The 15031-nt window shown below is 57.6% G+C and carries 14 protein-coding genes; 5 read left to right on the top strand and 9 right to left on the bottom strand.

Features of this window, described 5'->3' with window-relative positions; translation table 11 throughout:
• A partial coding sequence (locus tag ABIE59_RS15330; protein WP_354448286.1) for a transposase occupies positions 1 to 333 on the bottom strand: 333 nt, incomplete at its 3' end.
• Positions 334 to 449: 116 nt separating this feature from the next.
• The gene (locus ABIE59_RS15325; protein WP_354448284.1) at positions 450 to 1358 is read right to left on the bottom strand and encodes a DUF1853 family protein; all 909 of its coding nucleotides are present in this window, start codon (positions 1356 to 1358) and stop codon (positions 450 to 452) included.
• Between the two features lie 59 nt (positions 1359 to 1417).
• Between ABIE59_RS15325 and ABIE59_RS15320 the strand changes: the two genes are divergently transcribed.
• The 4 genes from ABIE59_RS15320 to ABIE59_RS15305 all read left to right on the top strand — a co-directional run bounded on the left by ABIE59_RS15320 (position 1418) and on the right by ABIE59_RS15305 (position 6611).
• A complete protein-coding gene (locus tag ABIE59_RS15320; protein ID WP_354448282.1) occupies positions 1418 to 1858 on the top strand; it encodes a VOC family protein in 441 nt (146 codons plus the stop codon).
• 161 nt (positions 1859 to 2019) lie between these two features.
• On the top strand, positions 2020 to 4653 hold the full coding sequence (locus ABIE59_RS15315) for a DUF6351 family protein (RefSeq protein ID WP_354448280.1): 2634 nt from the start codon (positions 2020 to 2022) through the stop codon (positions 4651 to 4653).
• Positions 4654 to 4852: 199 nt separating this feature from the next.
• Positions 4853 to 6265 (top strand): hypothetical protein, encoded by a 1413-nt coding sequence (locus ABIE59_RS15310; RefSeq protein ID WP_354448278.1) that lies wholly within the window; start codon positions 4853 to 4855, stop codon positions 6263 to 6265.
• A complete protein-coding gene (locus ABIE59_RS15305) occupies positions 6237 to 6611 on the top strand; it encodes a hypothetical protein (RefSeq protein ID WP_354448276.1) in 375 nt (124 codons plus the stop codon). Before ABIE59_RS15310 ends, ABIE59_RS15305 begins: the two co-directional genes overlap by 29 nt.
• A gap of 67 nt (positions 6612 to 6678) precedes the next feature.
• Here ABIE59_RS15305 and ABIE59_RS15300 read toward each other — a convergent pair whose 3' ends face one another.
• Positions 6679 to 7221 carry a cold-shock protein gene (locus ABIE59_RS15300; RefSeq protein ID WP_354448274.1) on the bottom strand — a complete coding sequence of 181 codons (543 nt, stop codon included), beginning with the start codon at positions 7219 to 7221 and terminating at the stop codon, positions 6679 to 6681.
• A gap of 150 nt (positions 7222 to 7371) precedes the next feature.
• On the opposite strand from ABIE59_RS15300, the gene ABIE59_RS15295 reads away from it, so the two are divergent.
• Complete coding sequence (locus ABIE59_RS15295) at positions 7372 to 7590, top strand: SlyX family protein (protein ID WP_058090267.1); 219 nt, start codon at positions 7372 to 7374, stop codon at positions 7588 to 7590.
• 121 nt (positions 7591 to 7711) lie between these two features.
• Here the strand turns inward: ABIE59_RS15295 and dapE are convergent, their stop codons facing one another.
• From dapE to map, 6 genes are all read right to left on the bottom strand, one after another.
• Complete coding sequence (gene dapE, locus ABIE59_RS15290; protein ID WP_354448272.1) at positions 7712 to 8842, bottom strand: succinyl-diaminopimelate desuccinylase; 1131 nt, start codon at positions 8840 to 8842, stop codon at positions 7712 to 7714.
• Positions 8843 to 8947: 105 nt separating this feature from the next.
• The gene (gene dapD, locus ABIE59_RS15285; protein ID WP_354448270.1) at positions 8948 to 9976 is read right to left on the bottom strand and encodes a 2,3,4,5-tetrahydropyridine-2,6-dicarboxylate N-succinyltransferase; all 1029 of its coding nucleotides are present in this window, start codon (positions 9974 to 9976) and stop codon (positions 8948 to 8950) included.
• 39 nt (positions 9977 to 10015) lie between these two features.
• A complete protein-coding gene (locus tag ABIE59_RS15280; protein WP_354448268.1) occupies positions 10016 to 10351 on the bottom strand; it encodes an ArsC family reductase in 336 nt (111 codons plus the stop codon).
• Positions 10348 to 11550 carry a succinyldiaminopimelate transaminase gene (gene dapC / locus ABIE59_RS15275; RefSeq protein WP_354448267.1) on the bottom strand — a complete coding sequence of 401 codons (1203 nt, stop codon included), beginning with the start codon at positions 11548 to 11550 and terminating at the stop codon, positions 10348 to 10350. Before dapC ends, ABIE59_RS15280 begins: the two co-directional genes overlap by 4 nt.
• Complete coding sequence (locus tag ABIE59_RS15270; protein WP_354448265.1) at positions 11547 to 14192, bottom strand: [protein-PII] uridylyltransferase; 2646 nt, start codon at positions 14190 to 14192, stop codon at positions 11547 to 11549. Before ABIE59_RS15270 ends, dapC begins: the two co-directional genes overlap by 4 nt.
• Positions 14193 to 14963: a type I methionyl aminopeptidase gene (gene map, locus ABIE59_RS15265; RefSeq protein WP_354448263.1), complete on the bottom strand. Its 771-nt coding sequence runs from the start codon at positions 14961 to 14963 to the stop codon at positions 14193 to 14195.
• Positions 14964 to 15031: the final 68 nt, after the last annotated feature.

Genomic DNA, 15031 nt, shown 5'->3' with positions numbered 1-15031 from the left:
TTCCTGCATGCCAGCGCCCTGAAGGCAGGCTTCTTTCCAGCGCTGCACTTGCTCCGGATAAAGACCTTTCTCGCGGCAATAGGCGCTGAGTTCGGATTCAGACATCGAGGCCGTTTCCACTACAACGGCCAGCTTGGCTTCGGGGGACCAGTCTTCCCCGGTGTTACGATTACCTGGCACGGGCATTCCTTGTTGTCGACACTGTTTCAGCCAACTATACAGAGTCACATCGGATATGCCTTCCTCCGCTGCCACCGACGCGACACTTCGGTTTTGCGGCGGCAACAGCTTCTTCAACACGGCGGCTTTGCGTTCTTCGGAATAGCGTGGCATGAATGCTCCCATGCCGCCCCTGATTGGTTAAATTCAGGCGAAACCGCCTACTGGACAACTAGGCTGACAGAGGGGGTCACCCTGACGGTACTCGTGAATTAGTGCGATCTTTCTCATCAAACAAATGAGGCCAAAGGCCAATCCCCCGGCACCACAAACCACCGCTCCCTCTCAACCCAACACCCAAGCCCAGGCTGCCACGCCACCCGCGCAAACAACACCGGCACGCCCTGGGCTTCCACAAATGCCACCGCCTCCCAGGCCGCCTCAGTATCGGGCTGCTCGCCCTGTCTCCACGGCCCAATCCAATGTGGCTTTTTCAACGGCACCCAGCCCGTCAGGTCCGAGTTCACCAAATTCCGGGCATAGCACCATTGCCCCTGCCTATGGCCTACCGGCACATAGCCCGGAAGTTTCACCTCATCACCGGGATAAAAAAGATACCCCGGCAAAAACACTCTCGGAATAATCGGTTCTGAAATCCCCAGCTCCGCTAACAGCGCCTGTGCCTCTACCCGCTGGGCCATAGGGCTCTGGTGGCTGAGCATTCTGTCTACTTTAAGGTCCAGGCGGTCCTTGGCGTTTGGCCCGTACCACTTGGTAATGTCGGGGCCTTCGTTGACGCCCAGATAGTATTTGATGGCAATTTCATGGTGTTCCACGCACCGGGTGTGTGGATTCCGCACCAGAAAATCCAGCTCACCGATGGTTCGGTTGCCAGCCTTGATCTGCTGATTCTTCAGCAGCAGTTCCCAGCCTAGAAGTTCGACGAGGAGCACCTCGTACAAACGCTCAAAGTAATGGCCAAGGCGGCGCTCGGTGGTGGCCGCGAGTCTTGCTGGCATGGTGTCCGGGTGCTTGTCCCAGTGTTTGAGTTTGTCGAGGTAATCATCGGGCAGCCACTGCAGTGGCTCAAAGCTCACGGGGGCGGCCAGGAGTTGGGGTGCCGTGCACAGCCAGGCGAGATGCCGGATGGCTGGTATCTGCAGGTTGAGCAGGGTTTCGGTTTCTGCGTTTGTCGTCATGGCCTGAGAATAACGTAAACTGGGCGTGTTTGAGAGCCACGAAACCACAGGAGCCCTATATGCAATACCTGCACACGATGATTCGGGTCAGCAATCTGGACGACACCCTCCACTTTTTCTGCGACCTGCTGGGTATGGTGGAGATTTCTCGTAAGGACAGTGAGAAAGGCCGTTTTACCCTGGTGTTCCTGGCTGCACCGGAAGACGAAGCCCGCGCCCGGAAAGACAAGGCGCCGATGATTGAGCTGACTCATAACTGGGACCCTGAGGAGTACACCGGCGGCCGGAATTTCGGGCACCTGGCGTTTCGGGTGGATAATATTTATGCGCTGTGCGAAAAGCTTCAGGCCAACGGCGTTACTATCAATCGTCCGCCTCGGGATGGCCATATGGCCTTTATTCGAACGCCGGATAATATCTCGATTGAACTGCTGCAGAAGGGCGATGCACTGCCGGCTCAGGAGCCTTGGGCCAGTATGGAAAACACCGGCACCTGGTGAAGTCATGGAGTCTATTGGTCGAGTTAAAGTGAGACTCAGTTCACACTTTTGACGCGCGCCCTGGGCAATCTGACCAAGGTCCCGGAACATAATGCTCGCTTATCATTTGTTGCACTAAGTAACGTTCTGTTACCAAAACAACAACAAATGAGGTGGTCGTTATGTTCTCCAGAAACGCTCTGGTTGCAGCCGTTATGCTGGGTTTGGTGGGGTGCGGGGGTTCCGGTTCAGAGAATGCGCCCGAGAATACCAGTGCCCAGGGCCCGGGCCCGACGGTTCCGGGCAGTACGCCGCCCGGTCAGTCCGATGGCAACAGAGGTTTGCCGGTAGGTGAGGGCGATGTGCGGGTTCTGTCCAATCGCGCAGACCTGATCAGCGGTGGTGATGCCCTGATCGACATCGATGTTGCCAACCCCAATGCTGCCCGCGTATTGCTGAACGGCCAGGATGTCACCGGGCAGTTCACGTTGATGGAGGCTGGTCAGCTGCGTGGCCTTGTGACCGGCCTGGCGCTGGGTGAGAACACGCTGGAAGTGCTTCTGGATAACCGCAGTAGCCGTCTGCTGAAGACCATCACCAATCACCCGAAAGGTGGGCCGGTATTCTCTGGCCCGCAGGTTCAGCCCTGGACCTGCACCAACGCCGCCGCGATGGACGAGCAGTGTAATCAGCCGCCGGAATTCCGTTTCAAGTATGTGCCCGCCGAAAAACTAAGCCGGCTATTCACCGAATTTGATCCTCAGGATCCTGGCCTTCCGGAAGCGTTCCTACCCTATGACCCGGAGAACCCGCCCGCAGATGAAGACATCGCCACTGTAACCACGGATGAAGGTATCGAAATGCCCTTCATTGTTCGTGTGGAACTGGGCGTGTTGAACCGCGACCGTTACCAGATCATGTCGTTGTTCCAGCCCGGTAGTGACTGGACTGCCCTGAGCCCCCAGGAACAATGGAACAACAAGGTACTGATCCACCATGGTGGCAACGTTGGGGTCAGTTACGGTATGGGTAGCCCTCCCAACGGCGATATCTCCGGGCTAACCAACGGCAACGAACTGTTACTGGGTGACAGTATTTCGGTGGCCTTGGCTCGGGGCTTTGTGACGCTGTCTACCGCTCAGGCAAACCTCGGCCACAACGTGAATCTGGTGACGGCTGCTGAGTCTTTGATGATGGCCAAGGAACACATTATCGAGAACTACGGCCCGGTTCGTTACACCATCGGCACCGGCTGCTCCGGTGGTGCCATTGCCCAACAACACGTTGCCAATGCCTACCCTGGTATCTATCAGGGTTTGATTGTGCAGTGTTCCTATCCGGATGTTTGGACTACGGCTACCCAGTTTGCTGATTATAATCTGATCAGTAACTATCTCGGGTTGCAGGTGCCCGAGGAGCCTGAGGGATTCTTTTCCTTCCTTGGTGACTTGTTAACCAATACTCTGCTGCCCACCCAGTGGCCGTTCATTTACGGGCATTTGCCGATCAATCCGGTGGCATCTGACCTGGCCTTCTTCCCGGCGGCCTACCCGGACCAGGAAGATTGCCGGCGTCTAAAGGATGGTGTTGAAGTTTATCATCCGGAAGATCGACCGGGCGGCCTGCGCTGCGGGTTGATTGATTATATGGTCAGTCAGTTTGGCGAGCGGCCACCGGAGGTCTGGTCTGAGAATGAGCAACTGGTGGGGCGTGGTTTTGCCGGTATTCCGCTGGATAATGAAGGCGTTCAGTACGGACTGAGGGCCCTGCAGCAGGGCTTTATCAATGGCCAACAGTTCCTGGATCTGAACCGGGAGATTGGCGGCTTCAACGTGGATATCAAGTACCAGGCTGAGCGTACCCGGGGTGATATACAGGCCATCACCAATGCCTACCGCACTGGCGCGATCAATACCGCAGAGAATCTTGCGGGCGTGCCAATGATTGACCTGCGCGGGCCAGATCCAGGCCTTGCCCACGATGCCTTCCATTCCTGGCAAACCCGTGCCCGCATTGAGGAGGTTCAGGGCCATTCGCTGAACCATGTTATCTGGTATGGCGCTTTCCCGATTGCAGGGGATACCGTGTTTACCACCGAGGCCCTGTTGACGATGGACCAGTGGCTGGCCGGTATTGAGGCGGATGAGCGGGAGGATAGCCTGCCGGAGAAAGTGATTCGCAACCGACCCGGCTTCGCCCGTGATCGCTGCTTGTCGTTGTCCGGCGCCACCGCCGAGTGGGGTATGATTCTGCCGCTCACCGGTGGCCTGTTGTATCCGGATCCCTTGCTGCCGGGCCTGGAGCACTTGCCGACCAATCGATTGCCGGCAGAGATGGGCGAGATCCTGGATGTGGCGACCAATCAGGTGTGTGGCCTGGATCTTGGCGCCCTTGGCTTGCCCTCGCTGGTGACCGATCTGCTGGCACCGATCACAGACACGATTGTTGAAACCCAGGCACTGCTGGTGCAAACCCGGTTCGGCACGCCCAGAACCGTGGCCGGGGACGATATTCGCACCCTGAACAACAAGTGCCAGCTCAAGCAGGTGGATCCTCAGGACTATCCGGCCAATCTGCTGCTGGGCATTTACACGCCGGAGAACTTCGCCCAGAAAGTGGCGGAGATCTTTCCTGAGGGTGTCTGTGACTACAGCAAGCCACCGGTTGGCCAGGTGCCAACCGTGACCTGGATGCATTATGGCGATGCCGAGACCGTGGTGTATGGCGGTGAACCTCTGATCGGTAATGATCAGCCTGTTCCGGGGTGGGCTTCACCGGCGTTTGCGGTCACCCTGTCACCCAATCAGGCTGAGTGATCAGCAACACAGGGTCGGGCAGAGCCAGGCCCTGTGATTGGCATGCCTGGGCGTCGGCCCCAACCTGAACATAGTGCGGCCGAATCAGCAAAACGGGCGGCTAACCGTTGCTGTTGGTCGCTCTTCCCCCTAAAATCCCTCGCTATTCAAACCATGCATCAGGATGATGCTGCCCCAAACCCAAGGAAGGAGAATGCCGATGGATGATTGGCAGGGGTGCCTTGCGCCCCAGTGTCAGACTGCGCTGTTGCAGGCCCGCAACAATGTCGCTAGCCGTGGTGGTTCGGTGATTACCGTTGAAGACTACCTGTTGGCGTTGCTCGATGCCGTTCCTGAGGCAGTTTCGTTTCTGAAACGGCAGGGTGTGGATCTGGACGAACTGATTCGCACCATCCAGGGTGAACAACCCATCGTTACGGAAGTTCACGGCGATGGCGATTTGTCCTCTCAGCTTATCTACTGGATTTCCAGCACCCGTGAAGCCACGGATCAACCCTGGCTGGACTGGCCTGTTCTTTTGCACGGGCTGGTTCACCTTGCCGAGCGCCTGCAAGACAAAGCCTATGTGGCGGTGTTGGAGCTGGTCAGTCACTGGCCTAGTGCACCGGGTGAGTCCACCACGCCTCCGGCTTCCTCTGACCAACCATTCAGCCCCGTTACGGTGACAGATCCCGCCTGGTTGCAGCTGGCTGAGGACGTTGTGGTGGCTTTATCCGCCAACAGGAATGGGTTGATCTGGGTAAAGGGCTCCCGTGGCAGCGGGAAATCCGCCTGGCTGAGAATGTTGCTGGCAACTCCCGGATTCCCCTGGGTGCAGATGGACTTGCGACGTCAGGCCGAGGTGATGGCCTCCGACCAGTTGGTGGTACCTGTGTACGGGGACGGAGCAGCGCTGTGGCCAGCGATGATTCTGGACAATGTGGCACCTGTGGAATTGCTGGAACTGATGCGCATGCCCGATGGTGTGGTTCGGGAGCTGGTAACCGGGTGGCAAGGGCCAATCCTGCTGTTGGCATCGAGCGACAGGGGAAAAGGCGTTTATGATGACAGCCGGTTGGCTGCCGTACTCGGTCGAGAGCTGGAAACCATGGCGATGCCGGGTATCAGCGATGCGCAGAGAAGGGCGATTCTCACAGCGCACCAGCCAGCGATTGAAAAGCGCTGGAATGTTCAGATATCACAGGCGGCAATTGAGTTTGCGGCATCTCGGAAAACCCGGTTAATAGCGACGCCGGGCGGAATGCTGGAGTGGTTGCACCGGGCGGCGGCCAGGCTTGATCTGTTTGCCTGCCGGGGGCCACTGGCGGCGGTGGCGCTGGCGGCAGAACACGACACCCTGCGGCGCCAGTCCCTGGTGGCCCTCGCCCGGGGTGAGGCTGCTGAGCGGGCAGAGCTGCAGATGCAACAACTGGATCTGGAGCAGGCCGCTGCAGAGGTGGTTTGGCATGAACGCAAGCGCTCCGGCACCCTGCGCCGATTGTCGGTTGAGGATCTTCGCCAGGAACTGGAACGATGGGTTGCAGCCAGGCCCGGGCCGGTTCACTATGTGCTGAATTGTGAACAACAGCAGGGAGATACCTTGGGTGCAGGACCTGGAAATTTATATTCGTGATCTGGAGCCAGCTGCCATTTCCGGTTGGCTGGATAACCAGCTTGATGACGTTCAGCTGGACGATTCGGATGTGACTTCGGTAGTGAAGGGCAGTGCGTGGTTTAATGGTACCCGTTTGCGGATTACCCTTTATCCCGGCGCCTTTGGCAAGCGGTTTACCTCTGTATTGATGGAGGGCGAGGATTTACCCTGGAACAGTGATCTGGACTGCGCCCGCAGTGCCTGGCGGGCCATGGAAGGGGAGATACGGTGCAGCGCCAGTGACTGGAAAGAGGGTGATCCGGTGGAAGAAGAGAAGTGGTGGCGCCTGGACCACCGGGGCGAACAATTGGTGGTCTGGAACTGAACCGAGCGCCAGAAGGTAAAAAAGGCAGCTATTGTAGGCTGCCTTTTTCGTATCCTGAGTTACAGCATTACTCGCTCAGGATTGAAACGTTGTCTGCCTGAAGGCCCTTGTCGGCTTCTACAACGTTGAACCGGACCAGCTGGCCCTGGCGCAATACCCGTCGGCCACGGCCACGAATGGCGCGGAAGTGGACGAAGATCTCGTCGCCGCTGTCGCGGACGATGAAGCCAAAGCCTTTCTTGACGTTGAACCACTTGACGGTGCCTTCTTCGTCACCTTCCGGTGTGGTGTCGTCAAAATCGTCTTCTTCGTCATCATAAACGTTGTTCTGGCGACTGTTGCGTGCCGGGCGGCTCTGGCCTCTGGAAGCCGGCGCTGCGGAGGGCTGTTTGGTGGCAAGCGCGATGGCCAGAAAACCGGTGATGGCAAAAATGACAAAGGCAATCAGGTACGCTGCAAGGCCACCAACACTGCCCAGTGCCTCGGCGAGGTTGCCAGCGCTCAGGGCGGCCAGGAATTGCGGTGTGACAGACAGCAGCAGAAACAGTACCAGAGGTGCCGGAATGGCGATCATAAGGGAAAGACGGATCGCTTTGGCTGGATTACGCATTGGCTGAATATTCTCCATGGGTTAACACTAACGATAAAAAGCCGGACATCGGGTAACATGGCATGCCCGGCCAATGAACGCCGCCAATGTTCAATGTTGGCGGTAAAAGGCGGCATCATACCAGATTACCGAAAGGGCTGACCAAATCTCATGAGCAAAAAGACACTGGAAGACAGGCTTGCAGAGCTGGAAATGCGACTTGCGTTCCAGGACGATGTGATCAATACCCTGAGTGAGCAGGTGGCGAAGCAGGAGATGGATATTCGGGAGCTGTGGGATGCCAAGAAGGTGCTACACAAGCAATTGAAGGATATTTCGCCCTCGAACATCAAGGCGGAGGAGGATGAAACTCCGCCTCCGCATTATTGAGTTTGGTGTATGGCTTGAAGTCCGGGGTCAGACCCCAGCGCGGCCTTAGGGCCCACTGACGCGCTGGGGTCTGACCCCTCAGAGTATAGGGCCCACAGATGCAGGGTTTTGACCCTCGAGATTATCCCAGCAGTTCTTCCAGTATCTGTTCGTAGATTTCGGAGAGGGTATCCAGATCCTCGGCTTTCACGCATTCGTTCACTTTGTGGATGGTGGCGTTGATGGGGCCGAGTTCTACTACCTGTGCTCCAGTCGGTGCGATGAAGCGACCATCGGAGGTACCGCCGGAGGTGGACAACTCGGTCTCGCGGCCGGTGACGGAGCGGATGGCGTTCTGGCTGGCGGCAACCAGGGCGCCCTTGTCGGTCAGGAAGGGGCGGCCGCTGAGGTGCCACTGCAGATCGTACTTGAGCTGGTGCCGGTCAAGAATGGCCACTACCCGCTCTTCCAGGCTTTCTGCCGTATTCTCGGTGCAGTAGCGGAAGTTGAAATGCACCAGGCACTCGCCGGGAATGATATTGCTGCCGACGCCAGATTCAATCCGGGTGATCTGGAACGTTGTGGGTGGGAAAAAATCGTTGCCGTTGTCCCAGAATTCCCTGGCCAGAGCATCCAGCGCCGGCGCCACGGTGTGAACGGGGTTTTCTGCCAGGTGTGGGTAGGCCACATGGCCCTGCACGCCCCGAACGGTCAGGTAACCGTGCAGGGAGCCCCGGCGACCGTTCTTGATGACATCACCCACCTGATGGGTGCTGGAAGGCTCACCGATCAGGCACCAGTCCATTTTTTCGTTGCGGGCTTCCAGGGTTTCCACCACTTTCACGGTGCCGTCCTGGGCTGGCCCTTCTTCGTCGCTGGTGATCAGCAGGGCGATGGAGCCACGGTGCTCAGGATTCTTCGCCACGAACCGTTCGCAAGCAGTAATGAAGGCTGCCAGGCTGCCTTTCATATCGGCGGCGCCCCGGCCATACAGGTAGCCGTCTTTGATCACCGGGTCAAATGGCGGGTGAGCCCAGTTCTTTTCCGGGCCGGTCGGCACCACATCGGTGTGGCCGGCAAACGCCAGAACCGGGCCTTTGGTGCCTTTGCGGGCCCAGAGGTTATCAGTATCACCAAACCGCAGGTTCTCGCCTGCAAAGCCCAGCGGCGCCAGGCGGGACATCATCAGCTCCTGACAGCCGGCATCGTCCGGCGTAACCGAGCGGCGGCGAATGAGGTCCATGGCGAGTTCTAAAGTGGGTGATAATGACATGCGGGGAAACCTGTGTAAAAAAAGAAAATTTGCCACGGACAACACGGACAATCACGGACATCAAGGAGGGTTTTGTCCGTGATTGTCCGTGGCTAAATCATGCTTTTAGTTGTTAGCGTGCAGCTCTTCGTTCAGTTCAATGGCAGACTTGTTGGTTTTGCACTCGACGGCGCCGGTCAGGCTGTTGCGACGGAACAACAGGTCGTTCTTGCCTGCCAGATCACGGGCCTTGATCACCTCTACCTGTTCGTTGTTGTCGTCCAGCAGGTTCACTTTGGTGCCCGAGGTGATGTACAGGCCAGCTTCAACGGTGCAGCGATCGCCCAGGGGGATGCCGATGCCGGCGTTGGCGCCGAGCAGGCAGTTTTCGCCTACGGAGATGATGATGTTGCCACCACCAGACAGAGTGCCCATGGTGGAGCAGCCACCGCCCAGGTCAGAGCCTTTGCCGATCATCACGCCGGCAGAAATGCGGCCTTCGATCATGCTGGTGCCTTCAGTGCCTGCGTTGAAGTTGATAAAGCCTTCGTGCATCACGGTGGTGCCTTCGCCCACATAGGCGCCCAGACGAACGCGGGCGGTGTCGGCGATGCGCACACCTTTGGGTACCACGTAGTCGGTCATCTGCGGGAACTTGTCGACCGATTTCACTTCCAGGGTGCGGCCTTCAATGCGGGCCTGCAGCTGGCGCTCTGGCAGTTCGTTCAGATCGATGGCGCCTTCGTTGGTCCAGGCCAGGTTCGGCAGTAGGCCGAAAATACCGTCCAGCTTTACACTATGGGGCTTGGCCATGCGGTGGGAGATCAGGTGCAGCTTCAGATACACTTCCGGGGTGCTGGAAGCGGTGTCGTCGGTAGCGAGCACGGTAACAACCACGGGGCGCTTGCTCTCGGCTGCTTTCTCCGCCAGTTTTGCCTGGTCGGTCTGGCCCAGCTGGCGCAGGGCGTTGGCAAACCTGGCCAGTTGCTCTGCTTTAACATCAATAGCCTGGTTACCGCCTTTGTAGTCCAGCGCGGTTTCAACCACGTCGATCAGGTCTTTGCCTGGGGTCATGATCGGCTGCTGGTAATACACCTCCAGCCACTCGCCCTGGTTATTCTGGGTGCCGATGCCAATGCCGAATGCAAAACTCATCTGGTGGTTGCTCCTGTAATTATCGATTGGAAAATGGTTTTACCACGCAGCCCATTCGTCTGCGTTGAAGCCCACACTGACCTGGTCAGCCCGCTCAACAACCGGGCGTTTGATGATGGAGGTATTCTCCAGCATGAGCTGGTGGGCACTTTGGGCGCTAATGTTATCACGAACCTCGTCCGGAAGTTTTCGCCAGGTGGTACCCCGTTTATTGAGCAGGCTTTCCCAGCCTATGGCCTTTTCCCACTGGCTCAGCTTCTCGCTGGTGAGGCCGTCTTTCTTGAAATCGTGGAATTCATGGGCGATGCCATTGTCGTCCAGCCACTTTCGGGCTTTCTTCACTGTGTCGCAGTTTTTGATGCCGTATAACTTCATGCTTTGAAACCTTTTACAAAATCGACGATTCGCCGGGCTGCTTCCACACACTCCTCCAGTGGTGCTACCAGCGCCATGCGCACTCGGTTCTCACCTGGGTTGTGGCCATTTACCGTTCGGGACAGGTAACGGCCCGGCAGCACGTGCACGTTCTGTTGTGCGGAGAGCTCCTTGGCGAAGGTTTCGTCATCCATCGGCGTTTCCGGCCAGAGATAGAAGCCGGCATCCGGGAAGTCGACGTTCATCACTTCCCGCAGGATCGGCACCACCGCTTCGAACTTGGCCCTGTAAGCGGCGCGGTTTTCCCGCACGTGGTCTTCGTCGTTCCAGGCAGCAATGCTCGCGAGCTGGTTATGAACGGGCATGGCGCAGCCGTGGTAGGTGCGGTACTTCAGGTAACCGGCCAGCACGTCGGCATCACCGGCCACAAAGCCGGAGCGCAAGCCAGGCAGGTTGCTGCGCTTGGACAGGCTGTGGAACACAATGCAGCGCTTGAAGTCGTGGCGGCCGATAGCCGCGCAAGTTTGCAGCAGGCCTTCGGGCGGGTTGGTTTCATCCGGGTAGAGTTCGGAGTAGCACTCGTCAGACGCCACCAGGAAATCATGACGATCCGCCAGCTCAATAACCTTTGCCAGAGTTTCCCGGGGGATGACGGCCCCACTGGGGTTTCCCGGGGAGCACAGAAACAGGATCTGGCAGCTTTCCCAGACTGATTCCGGCACCGCGTCGAAATCCGGAATAAACCCGTTGCTGGCGTCGCAAGGCAGGTATACGGGGTCGGCGCCGGCCAGGAAAGCGGCACCCTCGTAGATCTGGTAGAACGGATTCGGGCTCACCACGGTGGCCGGTTTGCTGGCATCCACCACCGCCTGAACCAGGGCAAAAATGGCCTCTCGGGTGCCGTTGACCGGAACCACGTTGCGAGCTGGGTCGAGGGTGCCTTCAGCCAGTTGAAAACGCTTGCTGGCCCATGTGGAGATGGCTTCGCGCAGCTCGTCGATGCCTTTGGTGGTCGGGTAGTTGGCCAGTTTGTCCAGGTTGTCGGCGATCACCTGTTTCACGAATGCGGGTGATGGGTGCTTGGGCTCGCCAATTCCCAGAGAAATCGGTTTCAGGTGTTCAGGCACCGTTATGCCGGCTTTCAGTTTGGCCAGCTTTTCGAACGGGTAAGGGTGAAGTCTTTCGAGGTTCGGGTTCATTCAATATCGTCCAGCATTTGGCAGAGGTCCTGTTGCAGGGCCTGGCACACGACCGGGTCACGCAGGGGCTCGCCGTGTTCATCGGTGATGAAAAACACGTCTTCCACGCGCTCGCCCAGGGTGGCAATTTTGGCGTTGGTCAGTCGCACCCGGTGTTCCAGTAATACCTGGCCAATACGGGCCAGAAGGCCAGGACGGTCTGGGGTAATCACTTCCATTACCGTGCGCTGATTGATGGTGTCGTTGGAGAAAGTCACTTCGGTTGGGAAGGCGAAGTGCTTCAGCTGCCTGGGTGTGCGCCGGTGGATGATGTCCGGGTAGTCTTCCGGGTCATCGAGTTCTTCGATCAGGCGTTTGCGGACCCGCTCCTTGCGGGCCGGATCAACCCCGAGTGGCTGGCCCTGTTCGTCCAGTACCACGTAGGAGCTGATCGAATAGGGGCCTTCGCTGGAATTGATGCGGGCGTCCACGATGTTGAGGTTCAACTGCTCCAGTACCGCCGTGGTCGCCGCAAACAGGGCAACCCGATCTTTCATGTAGATGATGATCTGGGAGTAGCCATCAGTAGGACCACCCCTTGTGTCTCGAATCAGCACCAGTGGGTCCGGGTTGTCGCCGTGGCGGATGATGGCTGCGGTCTGCCAGGCAATATCCACGGTGGAATCCTGCAGGAAGTAGTCTTCGTCTACGGTTTCCCAGATGGGGTCGATCTGCTCATCCGTCATGTTCTGGGCATGCAGGATCTCCCGGGCTTCTTCCCGGGTGGCGCGTATCCAGGCCTGGCGGTCGACTGGCGTGTCGGTGCCACGGCGCAGGGCGCGCTTGGCTTCAATGTAAAGCTGGCGCAGCAATGATGCGCGCCAGGTGTTCCAGAGTTTTGGATTGGTGGCGCTGATATCGCACACCGTCAGAATGTACAGGTAATCCAGATGGGCCTGGCTGGGCATGGCGCGGGCAAAGGCCTGGATGATGTCCGGGTCTGAAATGTCCTTGCGCTGGGCGGTCATGGACATCAGCAGGTGGTTTTCGACCAGCCATGACACCAGCTGGGTGTCCCGCTCACTCAAGTGGTGGCGTTCACAGAAGGCTTCTGCGTCAATGGCGCCCAGTTCTGAGTGGTCACCGCCACGGCCCTTGGCCACATCGTGATACAGGCCGGCAATAAACAGTGTTTCCAGTTTGGGCAACCGGTGAATCAGCCGGGAGGCCAGGGGGTATTCGTTGCGCACGTCGGTACTGATCAGTCGCGCCATATTGCGGATCACGCGCATGGTGTGGGCATCGACCGTGTATATATGGAAGAGGTCGTGCTGCATCTGGCCGATAATCTGGCCAAACTCCGGCAAGTAGCGGCCCAGCACGTTGTACTTTTTCATCGCCGACAGCGTCTGGTCCAGTGCATGGGGCGTGCGTAGCAGTTCCATGAACAGGGTGGTGACCGCCAGGTCAGATCGGAAGGCGTCGTCGATCAGGTGTCGGTGGGCTCTTAGTGAGCGGATGGTGGTCGCCCGTATACCCTTGATTTCAGGGTGCTGGGCCATCAGCACGAAGATTTCCATGATGGCATAGGGGGCGTAGGCGAACACCTGGTTGTTGATGGCTTCTATATACAGGTTGCGAATCTGGAAGCGTTTGTTCAGTGGGCGGATTTCGTCTTCACTGCCCTCGCCGATAATGGCTTCGTCGTAGTACTGCAGGATAACGTCAGCCAGCTCCGCCAGGGCCAGTACGGTACGGTAGTAGGACTGCATCATCAGCTCGACGCCCAGCCGTTTGCCTTCATCTTTGTAGCCGAGCATTTCCGCGAGCGCACGTTGGTGGTCGAACAGCAGCCGGTTTTCATTGCGGTCGGCAATCAGTTGCAGGCCATAGCGCAATTGCCACAGGAAGGTTTCGCCCTGGTGCAGGATCTGATGTTCTTCTTCGGTCAGAATGCTGAACCGCGTCAGGTCAGCTATGTTCTGCAGGCCGAAATGGCGCTTGGTGATCCAGCCTATGGTCTGGATGTCCCGGAGTGCGCCGGGGGAACCTTTAACATTTGGCTCCAGATTGTATTCGGTATCGCCGTACTTTTTGTGGCGCTGTTGCTGCTCTTCCCGCTTTGCCAGGAAGTAGTCACGATCCGAGCTGACCTCATCGGAATAGACCAGCTCACTGAGCTCTGCCCGAAGTCCATCGGGGCCGGCGATGGTTCGGGTCTCCAGCAGATTGGTCAGAATGGTAATGTCTTCACGGGCTGAGGCGACGCACTCTTCCATACTGCGCACGCTGTGGCCGATATCCAGCTTGAGGTCCCAGAGCAGGGTGACAAATGCGCCCAGGTCATCCTGCCAGGCCTCTTCTATACCGTGGCGGGTCAGAATCAGCAGGTCTATATCAGAGTGGGGGTGCAGCTCTCCTCGGCCATAGCCGCCTACGGCGACCAGGGCAATGTCTGAGGAGCGGGAAAACGGGTACCGGTTCCAGATCAGCCGGAGCACTTTGTCTATAGTATTGGCTCTGGCATGAACCAGAGCTCTTACATCGGCACCCTGGCGGAAAGCTTCGGCGTCAGCATTGTAGCTTTCCCGTAACAGTTCCCTGGCGGCAAATACCGGTGAGGTGTCATTGCTGATACGGGATTCCAGCTCGCTTCGGTCCACTTAGAAAGACTCTTCCGATCGCTTGGTCAATACTTCATAGCCGTTGGCTGTCACCAGGATGGTGTGCTCCCACTGGGCAGACAACTTGTGGTCCTTGGTAACCACAGTCCAGCCGTCGGCCATCAGCTTTGTCTGGTATTTGCCCTGGTTGATCATCGGTTCGATGGTAAAGGTCATGCCTTCCTGTAATTCCATGCCGGTACCGGGTTTGCCGTAATGCATAACCTGCGGCTCCTCGTGGAATACCTTGCCGATACCATGACCGCAATAATCTCTCACTACTGAATAGCGGTGTTTCTCGGCATGTTGCTGGATAACGTGGCCGATGTCGCCCAGTCGGGTGCCGGGTTTGACCAGCTCAATACCTTTGTATAGGCATTCCTGGGTGATCTGGATCAGGCGTTCGGTGCCGGGCTTGGGCTTGCCAACGATCCACATCTTGCTGGTGTCACCATGGTACTCATCTTTAATGACAGTAACGTCAATGTTGATGATGTCGCCATCTTTCAGGATTTTCTTTTCGGTCGGGATGCCGTGGCAAATAACATGGTTGACCGACGTACAGATGGATTTCGGGAAACCCTTGTAGTTGAGCGGCGCCGGAATAGCCTGCTGTTTGTTCACAATATAATCGTGGGCGATGCTGTTGAGCTCCTCGGTGGAGATGCCAGGCTTTACATGTTCGTCCAGCATTTCCAGAACTTCGGCCGCCAGCCGGCCAGCCACGCGCATTTTTTCAATTTCTTCGGGAGTCTTGATGGATACCTGCATCGCTATACCTGTTGATTTGCATCAAACCGGCATTTTAAGGGCCTGAAGGGCTGGGTACAAGGCGGGCT

It is taken from the genome of Marinobacter sp. MBR-99 (assembly GCF_040547575.1).
Taxonomy (GTDB): Bacteria; Pseudomonadota; Gammaproteobacteria; order Pseudomonadales; family Oleiphilaceae; genus Marinobacter.
The sequence above is the reverse complement of the archived record's forward strand: the minus strand, read 5'-3'. Positions and strand labels throughout refer to the sequence as shown.

Excerpts from the sequence above, each read along its gene's own strand:
- ABIE59_RS15325 (WP_354448284.1), bottom strand. The coding sequence starts at position 1,358 with ATGACGACAAACGCAGAAACCGAAACCCTGCTCAACCTGCAGATACCA.
- ABIE59_RS15320 (WP_354448282.1), top strand. The coding sequence starts at position 1,418 with ATGCAATACCTGCACACGATGATTCGGGTCAGCAATCTGGACGACACC.
- ABIE59_RS15315 (WP_354448280.1), top strand. The coding sequence starts at position 2,020 with ATGTTCTCCAGAAACGCTCTGGTTGCAGCCGTTATGCTGGGTTTGGTG.
- ABIE59_RS15310 (WP_354448278.1), top strand. The coding sequence starts at position 4,853 with ATGGATGATTGGCAGGGGTGCCTTGCGCCCCAGTGTCAGACTGCGCTG.
- ABIE59_RS15300 (WP_354448274.1), bottom strand. The coding sequence starts at position 7,221 with ATGCGTAATCCAGCCAAAGCGATCCGTCTTTCCCTTATGATCGCCATT.
- ABIE59_RS15295 (WP_058090267.1), top strand. The coding sequence starts at position 7,372 with ATGAGCAAAAAGACACTGGAAGACAGGCTTGCAGAGCTGGAAATGCGA.
- dapE (WP_354448272.1), bottom strand. The coding sequence starts at position 8,842 with ATGTCATTATCACCCACTTTAGAACTCGCCATGGACCTCATTCGCCGC.
- dapD (WP_354448270.1), bottom strand. The coding sequence starts at position 9,976 with ATGAGTTTTGCATTCGGCATTGGCATCGGCACCCAGAATAACCAGGGC.
- ABIE59_RS15280 (WP_354448268.1), bottom strand. The coding sequence starts at position 10,351 with ATGAAGTTATACGGCATCAAAAACTGCGACACAGTGAAGAAAGCCCGA.
- dapC (WP_354448267.1), bottom strand. The coding sequence starts at position 11,550 with ATGAACCCGAACCTCGAAAGACTTCACCCTTACCCGTTCGAAAAGCTG.
- map (WP_354448263.1), bottom strand. The coding sequence starts at position 14,963 with ATGCAGGTATCCATCAAGACTCCCGAAGAAATTGAAAAAATGCGCGTG.